The organism is Corynebacterium sp. HMSC076D02 (assembly GCF_001813815.1).
Classification (GTDB): domain Bacteria; phylum Actinomycetota; class Actinomycetes; order Mycobacteriales; family Mycobacteriaceae; genus Corynebacterium; species Corynebacterium simulans.
Map to the genome: position 1 here is coordinate 137,892 of NZ_KV814065.1, position 14,191 is coordinate 152,082.

General features: G+C 56.3%; 16 protein-coding genes and 1 tRNA gene. 12 read left to right on the forward strand and 5 right to left on the reverse strand.

All coding sequences use genetic code 11. From position 1 onward, the window contains the following. Positions 1 to 8: 8 nt before the first annotated feature. Positions 9 to 452 (reverse strand): hypothetical protein, encoded by a 444-nt coding sequence (locus HMPREF2935_RS08510; protein ID WP_061921545.1) that lies wholly within the window; start codon positions 450 to 452, stop codon positions 9 to 11. Between the two features lie 203 nt (positions 453 to 655). Here HMPREF2935_RS08510 and HMPREF2935_RS08515 point away from each other — a divergent pair, with 203 nt between their 5' ends. From HMPREF2935_RS08515 to HMPREF2935_RS08540, 6 genes are all read left to right on the forward strand, one after another. Further along, positions 656 to 1,447, forward strand: a complete 792-nt coding sequence (locus HMPREF2935_RS08515; protein ID WP_062035534.1) for a lysozyme family protein — start codon at positions 656 to 658, stop codon at positions 1,445 to 1,447. Positions 1,448 to 1,589: 142 nt separating this feature from the next. Further along, positions 1,590 to 2,867: a phosphopyruvate hydratase gene (gene eno / locus HMPREF2935_RS08520; protein ID WP_061921551.1), complete on the forward strand. Its 1,278-nt coding sequence runs from the start codon at positions 1,590 to 1,592 to the stop codon at positions 2,865 to 2,867. Between the two features lie 178 nt (positions 2,868 to 3,045). Beyond that, on the forward strand, positions 3,046 to 3,639 hold the full coding sequence (locus HMPREF2935_RS08525) for a septum formation initiator family protein (protein WP_062041428.1): 594 nt from the start codon (positions 3,046 to 3,048) through the stop codon (positions 3,637 to 3,639). Between the two features lie 93 nt (positions 3,640 to 3,732). Next, complete coding sequence (locus tag HMPREF2935_RS08530; RefSeq protein ID WP_062035532.1) at positions 3,733 to 4,281, forward strand: DUF501 domain-containing protein; 549 nt, start codon at positions 3,733 to 3,735, stop codon at positions 4,279 to 4,281. Positions 4,282 to 4,321: 40 nt separating this feature from the next. Next, entirely contained in the window at positions 4,322 to 5,278 is a 957-nt protein-coding gene (locus HMPREF2935_RS08535) for a Ppx/GppA phosphatase family protein (RefSeq protein ID WP_062035531.1), read from the forward strand. A gap of 69 nt (positions 5,279 to 5,347) precedes the next feature. Continuing rightward, positions 5,348 to 5,421 (forward strand) — tRNA-Leu (locus tag HMPREF2935_RS08540). 298 nt (positions 5,422 to 5,719) lie between these two features. Here HMPREF2935_RS08540 and HMPREF2935_RS08545 read toward each other — a convergent pair. Further along, complete coding sequence (locus tag HMPREF2935_RS08545) at positions 5,720 to 6,001, reverse strand: hypothetical protein (RefSeq protein WP_061921560.1); 282 nt, start codon at positions 5,999 to 6,001, stop codon at positions 5,720 to 5,722. Between the two features lie 571 nt (positions 6,002 to 6,572). Between HMPREF2935_RS08545 and HMPREF2935_RS08550 the strand changes: the two genes are divergently transcribed. The 4 genes from HMPREF2935_RS08550 to HMPREF2935_RS08565 all read left to right on the forward strand — a co-directional run bounded on the left by HMPREF2935_RS08550 (position 6,573) and on the right by HMPREF2935_RS08565 (position 11,014). Beyond that, positions 6,573 to 6,947: a PH domain-containing protein gene (locus tag HMPREF2935_RS08550; protein ID WP_061921563.1), complete on the forward strand. Its 375-nt coding sequence runs from the start codon at positions 6,573 to 6,575 to the stop codon at positions 6,945 to 6,947. Positions 6,948 to 7,173: 226 nt separating this feature from the next. Next, entirely contained in the window at positions 7,174 to 8,001 is an 828-nt protein-coding gene (locus HMPREF2935_RS08555) for a Bax inhibitor-1/YccA family protein (protein ID WP_061921565.1), read from the forward strand. A gap of 399 nt (positions 8,002 to 8,400) precedes the next feature. Next, complete coding sequence (locus tag HMPREF2935_RS08560; protein WP_070732803.1) at positions 8,401 to 9,129, forward strand: DUF3558 family protein; 729 nt, start codon at positions 8,401 to 8,403, stop codon at positions 9,127 to 9,129. A 256-nt stretch (positions 9,130 to 9,385) separates the two neighbouring features. Continuing rightward, positions 9,386 to 11,014, forward strand: coding sequence for a hypothetical protein (locus HMPREF2935_RS08565; RefSeq protein ID WP_246817814.1), 1,629 nt, complete (start codon positions 9,386 to 9,388; stop codon positions 11,012 to 11,014). A 103-nt stretch (positions 11,015 to 11,117) separates the two neighbouring features. Here HMPREF2935_RS08565 and HMPREF2935_RS08570 read toward each other — a convergent pair whose 3' ends face one another. From HMPREF2935_RS08570 to HMPREF2935_RS08580, 3 genes are all read right to left on the reverse strand, one after another. After that, positions 11,118 to 11,438 carry a hypothetical protein gene (locus HMPREF2935_RS08570; protein WP_061921577.1) on the reverse strand — a complete coding sequence of 107 codons (321 nt, stop codon included), beginning with the start codon at positions 11,436 to 11,438 and terminating at the stop codon, positions 11,118 to 11,120. 44 nt (positions 11,439 to 11,482) lie between these two features. Then, a complete protein-coding gene (greA, locus tag HMPREF2935_RS08575) occupies positions 11,483 to 12,004 on the reverse strand; it encodes a transcription elongation factor GreA (protein WP_061921580.1) in 522 nt (173 codons plus the stop codon). Between the two features lie 379 nt (positions 12,005 to 12,383). Next, on the reverse strand, positions 12,384 to 12,869 hold the full coding sequence (locus HMPREF2935_RS08580) for a DUF4307 domain-containing protein (protein WP_062035526.1): 486 nt from the start codon (positions 12,867 to 12,869) through the stop codon (positions 12,384 to 12,386). A gap of 94 nt (positions 12,870 to 12,963) precedes the next feature. On the opposite strand from HMPREF2935_RS08580, the gene mca reads away from it, so the two are divergent. Both mca and HMPREF2935_RS08590 read left to right on the forward strand, forming a co-directional pair. Beyond that, the gene (mca, locus tag HMPREF2935_RS08585; protein ID WP_062041415.1) at positions 12,964 to 13,857 is read left to right on the forward strand and encodes a mycothiol conjugate amidase Mca; all 894 of its coding nucleotides are present in this window, start codon (positions 12,964 to 12,966) and stop codon (positions 13,855 to 13,857) included. A 4-nt stretch (positions 13,858 to 13,861) separates the two neighbouring features. Beyond that, positions 13,862 to 14,176, forward strand: a complete 315-nt coding sequence (locus HMPREF2935_RS08590; protein ID WP_061921590.1) for a hypothetical protein — start codon at positions 13,862 to 13,864, stop codon at positions 14,174 to 14,176. The last annotated feature ends 15 nt before the right edge of the window (positions 14,177 to 14,191 follow it).

Below are 14,191 nucleotides of genomic sequence, written 5' to 3' on the forward strand. Positions count from 1 at the left end.
GGAGTTCTTTAGAGCTTCGGTAGGTTCAGCATGGAAGAGAGCATCGGAGCGTAATCCGAGATCTTGGAGGACAAGCCAGTACCGCCAGTGAGGATGTTGTCCTGCTTGACGATGCCGCAGGCTAGTGCGCGGTCTGCGGTTAGCCCGGAGTACTTCACGGCAGCGATGGTCAGCGGGGAGACCTGTGCGTTCGCGTTGCCGCCAAGGTTCTGCAGGTTGTGAGCGAGCTGGTTGCGGGTGGTGTTCTCGTTAAAGAGCACGCCCTCGGTGTTTTGATCGATGACAGTCAACGTGGTGCGAACGGTGCCGCAGTCGGCGCCGCTAATGAGCTGCGTGGCGACATTGTTAAGGTCGCCCAAGAAGCTGAGGTCTTGAGCCTGTGCGGCAGCTGGGGCGGCGAGGGAAAGGCTAAGCGCTGCGACGGCGGTAGCGGCGTAACGGCGAAGGGACATAGAAAGGCTCCTTTTTAAGGTGTGCGGTGCAGGGACAGGCGTGAAACCTGACCTTGTTACTGTAGCGCAAAATGTTAAAGATGGTGCAGTAGTGAAAGGCCTGACATAACTTCTTGTTGCTTACTGTTAAATTTCTGGAAGGGAAGCGGGGGCCGTAGTGTCAGTTCGGGAAGTGGCTAGGGGAGTCATTATGATTGGCATTCATGACTAAGCGGCTGCGGAAACTCGGGGGCTGCGGCCTGGCCGCAGTCCTCGCTGTCGTCGTTGTGGTTTCTCTCGTGGGCTGGGTGCTTTCTGCCCTAGGCAAGCCTGCAACCTTGAAACCGCTGCGGCCCGTTCCGCAGGCGATGCCGCCGATTGCTGGCATGGAAGTTCCTAACATTGACGTTCATTCGGAAGGGCGCACCGCGGACAAGCTTTCTTATTGGTCCTCCCAGTTGGAATCGCAGACAGGAATCTCCGGCCAGGCGCTACGTGCTTATGGCAACGCCGAGCTCATCGCCCGCGATGCGTGGCCTGAATGCAACCTGCGATGGAATACTCTGGCCGGTCTGGGTTGGGTAGAAACCCGCCATGGCACCTACAACGGCAATTGGCTGCGCCCCTCCAAGCTGGATGAAAATGGGTACCCAGATCCGCCGATTATCGGCATTGCTCTCGACGGCTCGAACGGTACCGCTCATACCCCGGACACGGATGATGGCCAAATCGATGGCGACGCTGAGTTTGATCGCGCCGTCGGGCCGTTGCAGTTCATTCCTTCCTCGTGGTCCCACGTGGGCCGCGATGCCAACGGTGATGGAGTAGCAGATCCCAATCAGATCGATGATGCCGCCCTCGGCGCGGCGGCCTTGCTTTGCTTCGGCGGGCGCAACATGGACAAGTCTGAAGACTGGGAGGCTGGCATCCTCAATTACAACCAGTCCAGGGACTATCTGGAACGCGTTGCCGCTGCTGCCAACTCATATTCGATTCCGCAGCCTGCTTCTTCTTAGAAAAGCCAACTTTTTAGGCAAGTATGTGACATAGTGCCCGACACCGTCCGAAGTTTTCTGGAACAATTGTCTTCAGGTGATTTGGGGCAAGGAACCCGAATCTCATATCAAATCAATTTGGCTCAATAGGAGTGAAAGCAGCATGGCTGACATCATCCACGTATTTGCTCGAGAGATTCTTGATTCTCGCGGTAACCCGACCGTCGAGGCCGAGGTTTTCCTTGATGACGGAGCACGCGGCGTAGCCGGCGTCCCTTCCGGTGCTTCCACCGGTGTGCACGAGGCTCATGAGCTTCGCGATGGTGGTGACCGCTACCTGGGCAAGGGCGTTCTCAAGGCCGTTGAAAACATCAATGAGGAAATCGTCGATGAGATCGCCGGCTTCGAGGCAGACGATCAGCGCCTGCTCGACCAGGCGCTTATCGCGCTCGATGGAACCGAAAACAAGTCCCGCCTTGGTGCAAACGCAATCCTCGGTGTTTCCATCGCTACCGCGAAGGCCGCTGCAGAGTCCGCTGGCCTGCCGCTCTACCGCTACATCGGCGGCCCGAACGCACACGTCCTGCCGGTTCCGATGATGAACATCGTCAACGGCGGCGCACACGCTGACTCCGGTGTTGACGTACAGGAGTTCATGATTGCTCCTATCGGCGCCGAGTCCTTCGCTGAGGCACTGCGCATGGGTGCTGAGGTTTACCACTCCCTGAAGTCCGTTATTAAGTCCAAGGGCCTATCCACCGGCCTGGGCGACGAGGGCGGCTTCGCTCCAGAGGCTGAGTCCACCAAGGCTGCACTCGATCTTATCGTCGAGGCAATCAAGAAGGCTGGCTTCGAGCCAGGCAAGGATATCGCCCTGGCTCTTGACGTTGCTTCCTCTGAGTTCTTCAAGGATGGCAAGTACCACTTCGAAGGCGGCGAGCACACCGCCGAGGAGATGGCCAAGGTCTACGAGGAACTCATCTCGGAATACCCAATCGTCTCCATCGAGGATCCGCTGCAGGAAGATGACTGGGAGGGCTACACCAAGCTCACCGAGACCATCGGTGACAAGGTTCAGATTGTTGGCGACGACTTCTTCGTCACCAACCCGGCACGCCTGGCCGAGGGTATCGAGAAGAAGGCTGCTAACGCACTGCTCGTTAAGGTCAACCAGATCGGCACCTTGACCGAGACCTTCGACGCAGTCGAGCTCGCGCACCGCAACGGCTACCGCACCATGATGTCCCACCGCTCCGGCGAGACCGAGGACACCACCATCGCTGACCTCGCAGTTGCTCTGAACTGTGGCCAGATCAAGACCGGCGCCCCGGCTCGTTCCGAGCGCGTTGCTAAGTACAACCAGCTGCTGCGCATCGAGCAGGAGTTGGGCTCCGGTGCAGTCTACGCAGGCCGCTCCGCGTTCCCGCGTTTCCAGGGCTAAACCCCTCGCGCTGGTTTTAGTTAGGTCGCCTCTTCAAGGTCCCTCGCTACCTACCCTTGGTTTTCAAACGTAGGTGGCGGGGGCTTTGAGAAGGCGGCCTTTTAATTTGTGAGAATTTACTTCATTCACACGCGCGTCACCCGTTTCAATAAGCTCGCGCCGCTAGGATAGAAACCCTATGGCACGCGAGAACCACACTTCGAAGAAATCCCGGACCACCGTCCCCGTGGTCTCGCGCGCTGCTACCCAGCGAGAGGCTGCAGCCAAAACCAAGAAAACACAGAAGGCACGCGGCGAACGCATGGGCCGTATGGACATTGTTGGTCTCAGCGTCATCCTCGTGGTGGTCCTCATCGTGTTGCTGACCATCGCCGTGCCGCTGCGTAATTACTACCACGTACGCTCTGAAACTGCGCGCCTGCAACATTCCATCGCTGCTAAGCAGGCCCAAAAAGAAGAGCTTCTCAACGAGATCGATAAATACAAGTCGGAGGATTACCTCGAGCAGGAAGCGCGCCGCCGCTTCGGCGTCATCGCGGAGGGCGAGACCGCTTATCGCATCATGGATCGCCGAATGAATCCGGACAGCACGGTCACCACGAACAAGCTTGACGACGTCGATGAGCGTCCGTGGTACGAAATCCTGTGGGGCTCCATCGCAGAAGATGAAGACGTCAGCGCCACGGGCTCGACCAACGCAAACCCGGGCAGCCTGCCGGTAACCCCGGCGTCGCCAAGCGCGGGCCCTGAAAACCCGCCAGCTGCCCAGTAACGCGTACCGTAATTAGCCCGGCTAAAAGCCTTTATGAAGGCGCGGTGAATCCTATGCACCGCAAATGCGCTGCGGCATGAGACAATAGCTGCCATGACCGTCAATGATGCAGACCTAGAAATCGTTAAAGAGCAACTCGGCCGCGCGCCCCGCGGAGTGCTCGACATCGCTTACCGCACTCCAGATGGCCAGCCGGCTGTGGTGAAGACGGCGCCGAAGCTACCGGATGGAACTCCATTTCCTACGTTGTACTATCTGACCGACCCACGTCTTACCGCTGAGGCTTCCCGCCTTGAGGTTGCGCACGTGATGAAGTGGATGGAGGCCCGCCTAGCTGAAGATAAAGAGCTGGCAGAAGATTACGAGCGTGCCCATGAGTACTTCTTGGAGAAGCGCAACGCTATTGAAGACCTAGGTACCACTTTCTCAGGTGGGGGTATGCCAGATCGCGTGAAGTGCCTGCACGTGCTGATTGCTTATGCGCTGGCTGAAGGACCACAGCATTTCCGTCTAGGCACCGAAGCGGTGGCGATGGCTGCGGACCATGGTCGCTTGCGCGGTACCGCAATTCCGGAGGACTGGCCGAGCGTCAACGACCTGGGCATTGATCTGAGCCAGTTCGATTTCTCTAACGCTGAATAGTATTTCCAGGTAAGGCTGAGACCAAGAAGGCAGGTATTACATGACTCGCGTCGCTGCGGTGGATTGCGGCACCAACTCGATTCGTCTGCTCATTAGTGAAGTACAAGCTGACGGCAAGATTCGCGATATCGTCCGCACCATGGAAATCGTGCGTCTGGGGCAGGGCGTAGATGCCACGGGCGAGTTTGCACCAGAGGCCCTTGAGCGCACCCGCGTGGCGCTGGAGGGCTACGTAAAGCAGATGAAGTTTGAGAAGGTTCAGCGCGTACGCATGGTGGCAACGTCTGCTACCCGCGATGCGAAGAACCAGGACGAGTTCTTCGAAATGACGGCGCAGCTGCTGGGCCAGATCGAATCCGGTGCCAAGGCTGAGGTCATCACCGGTGAAGAAGAAGCTCTGCTGTCCTTCAAGGGGGCAGTGGCGGACCTGCGTTCTGAGCGCGGGCCATACTGCGTTATCGACTTAGGCGGCGGCTCGACGGAATTCGTCGTCGGAACTATCGACGGTGACATTCTCGGCGCGCATTCCGCGCAGATGGGCTGCGTGCGCCTGACAGAGCGCATCATGCGCACAGATCCTCCAACGGATTCTGAGATCGAAATCGCGGAAGACTACGTGGAAGAGCGCATGCAGGAAGTTGAAAAGATTGTGCCGATTTCCTCGGCCAAGACTTTCGTTGGCTGCGCGGGTACCTTCACCACGCTGTCTGCTTTGGCACAAGGCCTGGAAAGCTATGACCCCGATGCAATCCATGGCTCCGAGCTGCGTTTTGATGCGCTGCGAGTGCTCACGCGCCAGCTGATGGGGAAGCCTTCGGCCACCCGTGCGCTCAATCCAGTCATCCACCCAGGCCGCGCTGACGTAATCGGCGGTGGCTCGGTGGCTGTCGAGGGCATCATCAAGATGATTGAGCGCAACAGCGACGCCTCTTCATTCTTTATCAGCGAGAAGGATATCCTCGACGGAATCGTCGCGGGCATCGCCGCTGACCTCTAGCGATTCGCATTGAAGCCACCCCATTGCGCAGCAGTGCTGACGGGGTGGCTTAAAATAGAACCGCACCAAGCCCCCATAGCCCAATCGGCAGAGGCAGTTGACTTAAAATCAATTCAGTCTGGGTTCGAGTCCCAGTGGGGGCACCGTGTGAAGTCTCGAGGCAGCATTCCTTTTGGATGGTGGTTTGAGGCTTTTATTTATGCCTTGGTCATGGGCTTGCGGCAGCTGCAGGCACACGCTCAAGGGCCGCTGACGGCACATACCCAGACGGTAAAACTAGATGGCAAACTCCATTCCTCAGCTGTCAGCGACGTTTTACAGCTGTCACAGCTCATAATAAGCGGAATTGCTATCTAGAAACCCAGAAAGAACGCGAAAAGCCCAGCCTTGAAAGGCCGAGCCTAAAGCTAGGGTTCACTCAAACCCGTGACGGTATGGACACTACTGCAGTGCGATGAATTCCTTGCCTGCGAGCATGTCCGGGCGAACTGCGAGAACGCCCTGGTCTGCCGTGTCAGCCGGAACAGCGAATGCAAGATCGCCGGTAGCGGTGCCACCTTGGTACAGGGGGCTGGTGTTGTCGAAGCGGTTTTCCAAAACAGCCATGGTGTCGAATGTGTTGACGGTGCGGTCATCTGCGGACTCGCCATCCGCATTGTTGGAGACAGTGGTGTCGCCGCCGGTTGCCTCATTGATGCTGGAGCCAATCGCTGCGATGAACATGATTACCGCGATGATGCCGAGTGTTGCGGCCTTTGGGAGCCTCGGCAGGCGTCGCCGCGCTTTGCGCTGGGTACGCCATCTGAGGGCTGTTCTGGGATCCAGTGTTTTCTGGACCAGTGGCGGGAGTAGTCATTGCAAGACTCCTTTGGAGAGAAGGGTGAGAAAGAAAACCAAGGTCTCAAGTCCTTGAGTGAACCCGAATGAGACCGCGAGAAACGGTCGCGATTAGTTGCCAAGAACAATTGAAAACGTTGGCGTCACGAAAGAGGAGTAGTGGCCAAAAATATATGGCGCATCATCTACTTTTGAGAAGATTTCGCGTATCGCCTGGTTCGAAATTTCGATGGTCAGCCGCGGCATTGCTGGACTCGTTTATAGGCTTTTTGCTGTCTGACTGTCACCACCGGGACAAGTGTGCCGCTATGGAAACGAAATTGCGGTGGGTGAACTAGTTTTCTCGGAAAATGTCATGTAACCGCTATTAGAGTTAGACGAGGCGGTTACGTGACCTTTTATGGGGATAGCTCCGCCGATTCACAAATTATTGGTCCTTTCAAAAGCAAGGAAGAAAATGGAGACCGCTCCTATTACTGAGTGGACTTTCTTTGAAGAAGTCCCAATTCCAAACGATGTTACGGAATTGCTGATTGCGGGTGAACAGCCGCATGCTGCGTATAAGACTTTCCGCGACTCTGCGATTTTTACCTCAAAGCGCCTTATTATCCGCGATGCGCAGGGGTTGACCGGCAAGAAGGTAGAAATCTACTCAATTCCTTACTCCGCTATCAACATGTGGTCCACTGAAAATGCGGGAAGAATTGATTTCAATGCGGAAGTCGAGCTGTGGACGCGAGCGGGGCATCTCAAGATTAAGTTGGGCAAGAAGATTGATGTCCGACGTATCGATAATCTAATTGCGCATTGCGTTCTAAATAGCTCGCATTAAGCGGAGGAGCTCAAATTCCACCGCATCTGGAGAGATACCGCTGGGTACCGACAGCTGATTTTTGAATAGTTCAGCGAAAGGCTTTGCTTCGGGAACTTAATTCGAATCAAAAGCGTTGAACTTAGTGAAATCTTCAAATAATTCTCCAGCCCATCAGTTAGTTGATGCTGTTAGGCTGGGCCCGTTGCCCCCAGCGACTAATCCAGTGAAAGGAATCGGGAACTTAATGCGTTCTAGCAATCCGGTAATGAACACCTTGACTAAGAGTCAGGGTTCGACCTCGCAGTACGGCGGAAACAATCCGTATGCTGCCGACCAAAACGTAAACCCGTTTGATCAGCAGGGCCGTGGCCAGTCTGCCGAGCGTCCGATGACTGTTGACGACGTCGTTACGAAGACGGGCATCACGCTTGCTGTGCTGATCGTCATGGCCGTCGTCAACTTCTTCATCGGTGTTCAGGTGAGCTACGGTCTTTCGCTGATTCTGACCATCGTGGGCGGCATCGGCAGCTTCGTCGTAACCCTAATCGCAGCTTTCAGTAAGAAGTTTGGCTCTGCACCTCTGACCATCTCCTACGCGGTTCTCGACGGACTGTTCGTCGGCGGTTTCTCGCTGCTTTTCGCTGGTGTCAATGTTGCTGGCTCCGATGGCATGGCTCTGATCGGTCAGGCAATCATGGGTACCGTTGGCGTCTTTATCGGCATGCTCGTTGTTTATAAGACCGGCGCGGTTAAGGTCACTCCGAAGTTCAACAAGATTATGTTTGGTCTGATTGCAGGTGTGGCTGTTCTGGCACTGGGCAACTTCCTGACCGCAATCTTCTTCGACTTCAATCCGCTGCGCGATGGTGGCGTTATCTCCATTATCTTCTCCCTGGTCTGCATTGTCTTGGCTGCAATGTCCTTCTTGACGGACTTTGACCATGCAGATCGTCTGATCCGCATGGGTGCACCGAGCAAGACCGCTTGGGGTGTAGCCCTTGGCCTGACCGTGACCTTGGTCTGGCTCTACACCGAGATTCTGCGCCTGCTGTCCTACATCCAGAACCGCTAACGACGTTCTGGATTAAACAGCTTTACTTAGCCCCCAGCCTCCAAGGTGAGTCCTTGACGGCTGGGGGTTCTTTTATGCGCAACTGGAGGCTTAAGTTTGATAACTCACACTTTTGTAATTCGGGTGTAGAAATGGGGGAATCAATAAATGGTTGAGAGTTTATGGTTCTTCCAACTCTTTTACAGCCTTTTCATATGATTTGAGCAGGAAATATTTTCCCATTGTGAGGTTTAGGCAAGGCATCTTTATGCCGTAGAAGACGCCCCGAAGTTGACCCAATTCACATCTTGGCGCGACAGGTCGCGCAGATTCGTGCATCCTATTTGCGGGAGGCAGCCAGCGGCTAGCAGCCATAACAGCGGCCTCCGGCTCGTCATTGAAGTCTGATGAAGGGTAGTCATGAAGCAGCAGGGGATTGTTGTAGCGCTGATTGTCAGCATGGGGGTGCTGACGGCCTGCGCTATTGACCTTGCTCCATGGAGCGCGAAGGAAAACCAGCCAGATTCCGTTCAGGAGGCTGGGGATACCGTCGGCACAAGTATGGAAAAGGCGGCAGAAGACGCCGACAATCCGGGGGATGCTGTGGAGGCTACCGGGGATGGGGGCTTCAAGGATTCCAATGACACGAGCGACAGCGGTGATGCTGGTGCGGATTCCAGCATCACCGCAGAGTGGGAGGGGAACGGCGTTCTGCCACCATTCGGCAATTTCGATCGCACCGACCCAGATTTCGATCTATTTGATCCTTGCCTTGAAATTCCTCAGCAGAAACTCGAGGATGTGGGACTAGGGAAAAGAACCGCACGGACACTTAGGTTTACGGACATGACTAGCTGCAGTTTCCGGGGGCAGAGCGTATCCGGCAGTGAAGCCATGATTTCGTTGTCTTCGAGTTCGTCTTCGTACGACGAGGTTGAAGTTCCTCTAGGGCAATCGGAAATCTATCGTGGTCGTGAATTGCCCGTTATCGCATTTGAAAACGAGTTCGGTAGTGATCTCTATTGCACCGTCAATGTCAACACGGTCAGGGGGATGGTTAGCATCAGTTTTGGGGACACCAAATTGCAAGAAGACAATAGGGAAAATTGTAGACAAGCAGAATTAGTGCTTAAGAAACTTATCGATTAGCTCTGAACTAGGGGGACCAGTGCAAATTTCGATTGACGGCTTAATTACGACACAATATCGAATAGATGAACTATCTCGGCAAATGCGGCGGGCTGCGGAATCCGCGAAATCACCTATCGATGGAAGCTTCTCCAGCGTCAATGGGGTAGGTGATGTGGGGGCGATTCATCAGCGAGTGATTGCTACAGATCCTGGCTCAGCCAGTAACTCGCTTCGTAGCTTCAACGAACAAGTTCAGTGGTTGGCTAAGACGCTTATGGCTGAAGCTCACGGCTTTGAATCTCAAGACTTGGCTAATAGTCGTGGTTTGGACATCGCCGATGCAGGCGGCTCGGTAGCGGGTGAGGCGATGCCGGTGATGAATCAGCCTGACCCGGGCTATAGCCCTTTTGGCTTCGTGATGCCGGTGGTCAATGTTGGTTCTGACTTGTTGGGGCTGGCGATGGACTTGTTGAATACCAAGATCTGGAGTGTTTCGGAGACGAACTCGCGGTGGCGGACGTTGTCTACTGAAGTTGCGGCGATTGTGGACGGATTGAATGAGGCGGCTTCTTCGCTGGAATCCGAAAATGATAGTGAAGCAACCGCGCGGGCAGCACAAAAGATCCGGACTGTGGCGGAATCGGGTAGTCACTTCATTGCTAATGCTGAGGTGATGAGCCAGAAACTTTTCGGCTTCCAAGCCAATCTGATGGCGTCGCAGCCAAAGGCGATGGGCTTGGCCATGTCCGCGATGGCGATTCCTGATCCAGCAGCACGCAAGGCTGCCGAGCAGGCAGGCCTGGCATTTATGCAAAGCGCACTCCAAACCCAAGTGGTCGCCGCGATGCCGTTCCAGCATCCACTGATGACCACGATGCCGCCTTCAGGCGGTGGTGACGTGAGCACCAACTTCGGCGGAGTAAGCGGGAGCGGGCAGCGTTATAGCACCGCCAACGTAGCGTGGCCGAAGCATATCGCTGAAGCGATCTCACGGGGAGAATTGGGGCCGGGTTCTTTTGGAATCGTAAATGGCAAGGTAGAAGGCCTTGAGGGCTTAGGCATGAGCGATGCCGCCATCCAGCAATTCAATAATGACTTGGTCACCAATGGTCGGAATACACTTGCGGAACTAGGCGCGGGAGGCTTCAACCCGATCGCTGCCGGTGATGTCGGCACTAGGGGAGCAAGTGTCAATCTTGCTCCTGTTGCGCCAGGAGGTGCGGGCGCCGGTATGGGCATGGGCCCTGGTGTAGGAGCGGGTGCTCTTGGCGGGGCGCCATCGCTGGCTTCCGGTAGCGGTGCGACCTTAAGCCCAGCGACTATGACCGCAGGTGCGGGAGCTACCGGTGGTCTTGGTTCTGGTGCAGGTACTGGTCCGATGATGGGAGCCCTTGGCGGCGCACCGGCTCTTGCAGGTAGTGCTTCAGCGAAGGGGCAAAGCCTGGGTCGTGGACAAGGGCTGGGCCTTGGAGTATCTAACGCCGGCGGCCATGGAGCGGGACGTCTTGGCGCTGTTGGACCAGGCGGAGCTTTTAGCGCCGGTGGAGTTGGCGGCACGGGAGGCATTGGCGGCGCCGGGCTGGCAGGCTCGGCAGGGTCAACCGCGGCGCCGAGTGTACGCACAGGCGCATTGGGTGCTGGTGGAGTAGGCGGTCCGGGTATTACTGCAGGTACCGCCGCAGTGGGCGTTAATTCGGCCCGGGGTGCGGGCAATACACGCGGCGCGATGGGTGGCCGAATGATGCCGTTGATGGCAGGCGCCGGCCGGAGCGGCGGGCAAGATCGGCGTATCAAATCGGTGACCAGCAAAGTCGAACGCGATCCCAACCGTCGTGATCTGCTCGGTGAGCCACCGGCAGCGTTGCCGGGTGTCATTGGTGCCTGGGCCCGCGAAGAAAGTTAAGTCGATTGTCGAAGAATGAGTAAAGCGCCCAGGTGGAATGCCTGGACGCTTTACTGCTAGTGATTGCTAGCTGCTGCTTGGTGCGCAGCATCAGCCGCGATGTTTACTGAGCCGGAACTACCTGGGTCTCAACAACTACGTTCGGGTCGCCAGCGGCAGGAGCCTCGGAGCTGGCGGCCTCAGCACCAGTAGCCTCAGCACCGGTTGCTTCTGCGCCGGTAGCCTCAGCCTCAGGAGCCTGGGTAGCGGAAGCCTCGGACTGGGAGCCGGACTCAGCTGGCTTTGGAGCCTTGCCGGTGTAGGTGGAGGCGTTATCGATCTTCTCGCTGGTGGAATCCTGCTGGTTCGGTGGGTGGCAAGCTGCCAGGGACAGGCCTGCAGCGAAAACCAAACCAGCAGTTGCGAAGCGGGAGAACTTCTTCATGGGTGCTCTTTCTCCAGAATGAATTGAAATAAAAGAAAAGAAAATTAGGACTCGCGCGGAGTTGCGGCCTTAGCTGAATCATACGGCGCTGCGGATTCCACCGTGACCGAAATGGTCTTGCCATTTGGTGCGGTGTACTCGCGGGTCTCACCCTCCTGAGCGCCAATCAGTGCAGCGCCCAGCGGGGACTGCTCAGAGTAGGTCTCCAGGTCCTTGTTATCGGAAGCGGCAGCGCGGGTACCGATAAGGAAGGTTTCCTTATCTTCCTTGTCGCCGTTGTAGTAAACGTGAACAACGGAGCCGACGGTTGCAACGCCCTCCTGAACGGCAGTGCGCTCAGTGGTGGAGTTAGCCAGAACCTCAGAGATTTGCTTGATGCGGGCCTCTTCCTGGTCCTGCATCTCGCGGGCTGCGTCGTAGCCTGCGTTCTCCTTCAGGTCACCCTCTTCGCGGCGCTCGTTAATCTCGGCAGCAACGACCGGGCGGTGGTCGATGAGAGCCTGCAGCTCAGCTTCAAGCTTGGCCTTGGTCTCCGGGGTGATGTATTGCTTCTGCTGCTCAGCCATAGTGCAACCTTCCGTAAAGCGGGGGTGAAGAAATGAAAATTATATGGATAAGGTCAGCTCCAAAACTGCGATTTGCAGCCGCGACCTGTCCTAAGCGCTACAAATCCTAGCACATGCGCTGCGTCTGCCACGGCGTCGACTAGCGCGTAAGGCTCCGCGCTTAAGGGGTGAATTCGCAGGCGATTTGCGGGGCGGGCGGCTATCGCCGAGATATCGAGCAAGAAGAAGACGGTGCTCACCTTGATCAACCTAGATAGAAAACGGGCACCGACCCGATGATGAAGGTCGCTGAGCTGACGACGTCGCCAATAGTGTGACACTTGCACCTGAGTGGCTATGTGATTGGGTAGAACCTAGCGTTATAGATCGATAAAGCTATTTAGTTGCTGGACTGCTCAACGTAGTCAGGGTGTTCCATATCCAAGTAGGAAGGAATATTTCCCGAGCAACCATAAACGCCACCGGCTACTGCGCGGTGATTAGTGGGGACGTCGACAGCAATGCGCTGGGTTTTCGGGCCGCCGGCCGGGACCGCGAACTCACGGCGTCCGACCTCTGCCTTGGAGTAATCGAAGGCCTGCACGATGCAGTATGCGTCTTCATCGATGTGGTTGCGGGTGACATCCGCCCACACACGGGTGGAATCGTCGGAAAGAACTTCGTGGGTGACGTAGGAGATGTCCGCGTTGACCTTCTCCTGCTTCTGGAAGTACTGCACGCCATAGATAATCGCGGCAATAAACATGGCGGCGAAGACCAAAACGATGGCTTTGTTTGTAATGCTCGAGGTATTATTCGCAGAGCTGTCTGCCGTGGGGCGGGCACCGTAGCGAGCACCTGAACGAGGGGTACCGGCGGAAGTCATGAATCTTAGTCTAACCAACAGTCAAGATTTTCAAACTATCCACTAGGATGGACCTCTGTTCCGAAATTCAGCGCTAGAGGAGATGAACCCTACTATGAGCGACAAGCGCCTACTAGCCATTCACGCGCACCCAGATGACGAATCTTCCAAGGGCGCTGCAACCACTGCGAAATATGCGGCTGAAGGTGCCGAGGTTCTGGTGCTGACCTGTACCGGCGGCGAGCGCGGTGACGTCATCAACCCAGCGATGGATAAGCCGGGTGTGAAAGAAAACATGGGCGAGATTCGCCGCGAAGAGATGGCGAAGGCCGCCGCAGCCTTGGGCGTAGAGCACCGCTGGCTGGGGCATGTCGATTCCGGCCTGCCAGGCGGTGATCCATTCGATCCGGATCTAAAAAATCTGCTGCCGGAAGGTTGCTTCGCACTTATTCCAGACGATGAAGTAGCGCAAGAGTTCGTGAAAACCATTCGTGAGTTCCGTCCCCAGGTCATCGTCACTTATGACGAGATTGGCGGCTATCCGCATCCAGACCACCTGATGGTCCATCGAGCTTCCATCATCGCCTGGGAAAAGGCCGGAGATCCTTCCTACCACCCAGAACTGGGCGAACCTTATACGCCGCAAAAGCTCTATTACTCGCATGGCTTTGTCTACCAGCGCATGAAGCTCTTCCATGATCTTTTGGAAGAAGAGGGAAAGACCAGCCCCTATGGCCCGATGCTGGCACGCTGGGATACGGCCTTTGGGGACATCATGGCGCGCGTTACCACGCAGGTAGAGTGTGCGGACTACTTCCAAAATCGCGAGGATGCCCTGCGCGCGCATGCCACCCAGATTGATCCGGCAGGAGCATTCTTGGCGACGAGCGTCGATGTACAGCAGCGCCTATGGCCCACTGAGGAGTTCGAGCTCGCGCAGACCCGCGTTGCTACTGAGCTGCCGGAGTCGGATTTATTTGCAGGAATTGCCGAAGTAGGGGAGTCTTAGAAGCATGAGCGCATTTGATTCGCTGATTCTTGCAGCAGGTGACGTCCACGCACAAGTTAACTACCTAGCCCAGGGTGCCCAGGAAGGCCCGATGGGGCCTGAGTTTGGCAAGGCCTCGCCAATTGGCCTTCTCATCTTGGCGTTGATGGGTGCAGCCGTCTTGTTTGCGGGGTGGAATTTCCACCGTCGTTACTCGCGCTTTCGTCGTCGCACCATGTTCGCCCAAGACCACGGCATCGACCCTTTCGATGACCAGGCTGTCGACGCTGCGATGAAGGAAGCAGGCATCTTCGACCAGAGCAAGCGCTCCTTCTTGTAGGTCAATTGCGGCCTG

Excerpts from the sequence above, each read along its gene's own strand:
- HMPREF2935_RS08555 (WP_061921565.1), top strand. The coding sequence starts at position 7,174 with ATGCGTTCTAGCAATCCGGTAATGAACACCTTGACTAAGAGTCAGGGT.
- HMPREF2935_RS08565 (WP_246817814.1), top strand. The coding sequence starts at position 9,386 with ATGGCTGAAGCTCACGGCTTTGAATCTCAAGACTTGGCTAATAGTCGT.
- HMPREF2935_RS08530 (WP_062035532.1), top strand. The coding sequence starts at position 3,733 with ATGACCGTCAATGATGCAGACCTAGAAATCGTTAAAGAGCAACTCGGC.
- HMPREF2935_RS08550 (WP_061921563.1), top strand. The coding sequence starts at position 6,573 with ATGGAGACCGCTCCTATTACTGAGTGGACTTTCTTTGAAGAAGTCCCA.
- mca (WP_062041415.1), top strand. The coding sequence starts at position 12,964 with ATGAGCGACAAGCGCCTACTAGCCATTCACGCGCACCCAGATGACGAA.
- HMPREF2935_RS08510 (WP_061921545.1), bottom strand. The coding sequence starts at position 452 with ATGTCCCTTCGCCGTTACGCCGCTACCGCCGTCGCAGCGCTTAGCCTT.
- eno (WP_061921551.1), top strand. The coding sequence starts at position 1,590 with ATGGCTGACATCATCCACGTATTTGCTCGAGAGATTCTTGATTCTCGC.
- greA (WP_061921580.1), bottom strand. The coding sequence starts at position 12,004 with ATGGCTGAGCAGCAGAAGCAATACATCACCCCGGAGACCAAGGCCAAG.
- HMPREF2935_RS08525 (WP_062041428.1), top strand. The coding sequence starts at position 3,046 with ATGGCACGCGAGAACCACACTTCGAAGAAATCCCGGACCACCGTCCCC.
- HMPREF2935_RS08515 (WP_062035534.1), top strand. The coding sequence starts at position 656 with ATGACTAAGCGGCTGCGGAAACTCGGGGGCTGCGGCCTGGCCGCAGTC.
- HMPREF2935_RS08560 (WP_070732803.1), top strand. The coding sequence starts at position 8,401 with ATGAAGCAGCAGGGGATTGTTGTAGCGCTGATTGTCAGCATGGGGGTG.
- HMPREF2935_RS08570 (WP_061921577.1), bottom strand. The coding sequence starts at position 11,438 with ATGAAGAAGTTCTCCCGCTTCGCAACTGCTGGTTTGGTTTTCGCTGCA.
- HMPREF2935_RS08580 (WP_062035526.1), bottom strand. The coding sequence starts at position 12,869 with ATGACTTCCGCCGGTACCCCTCGTTCAGGTGCTCGCTACGGTGCCCGC.
- HMPREF2935_RS08590 (WP_061921590.1), top strand. The coding sequence starts at position 13,862 with ATGAGCGCATTTGATTCGCTGATTCTTGCAGCAGGTGACGTCCACGCA.
- HMPREF2935_RS08535 (WP_062035531.1), top strand. The coding sequence starts at position 4,322 with ATGACTCGCGTCGCTGCGGTGGATTGCGGCACCAACTCGATTCGTCTG.
- HMPREF2935_RS08545 (WP_061921560.1), bottom strand. The coding sequence starts at position 6,001 with ATGTTCATCGCAGCGATTGGCTCCAGCATCAATGAGGCAACCGGCGGC.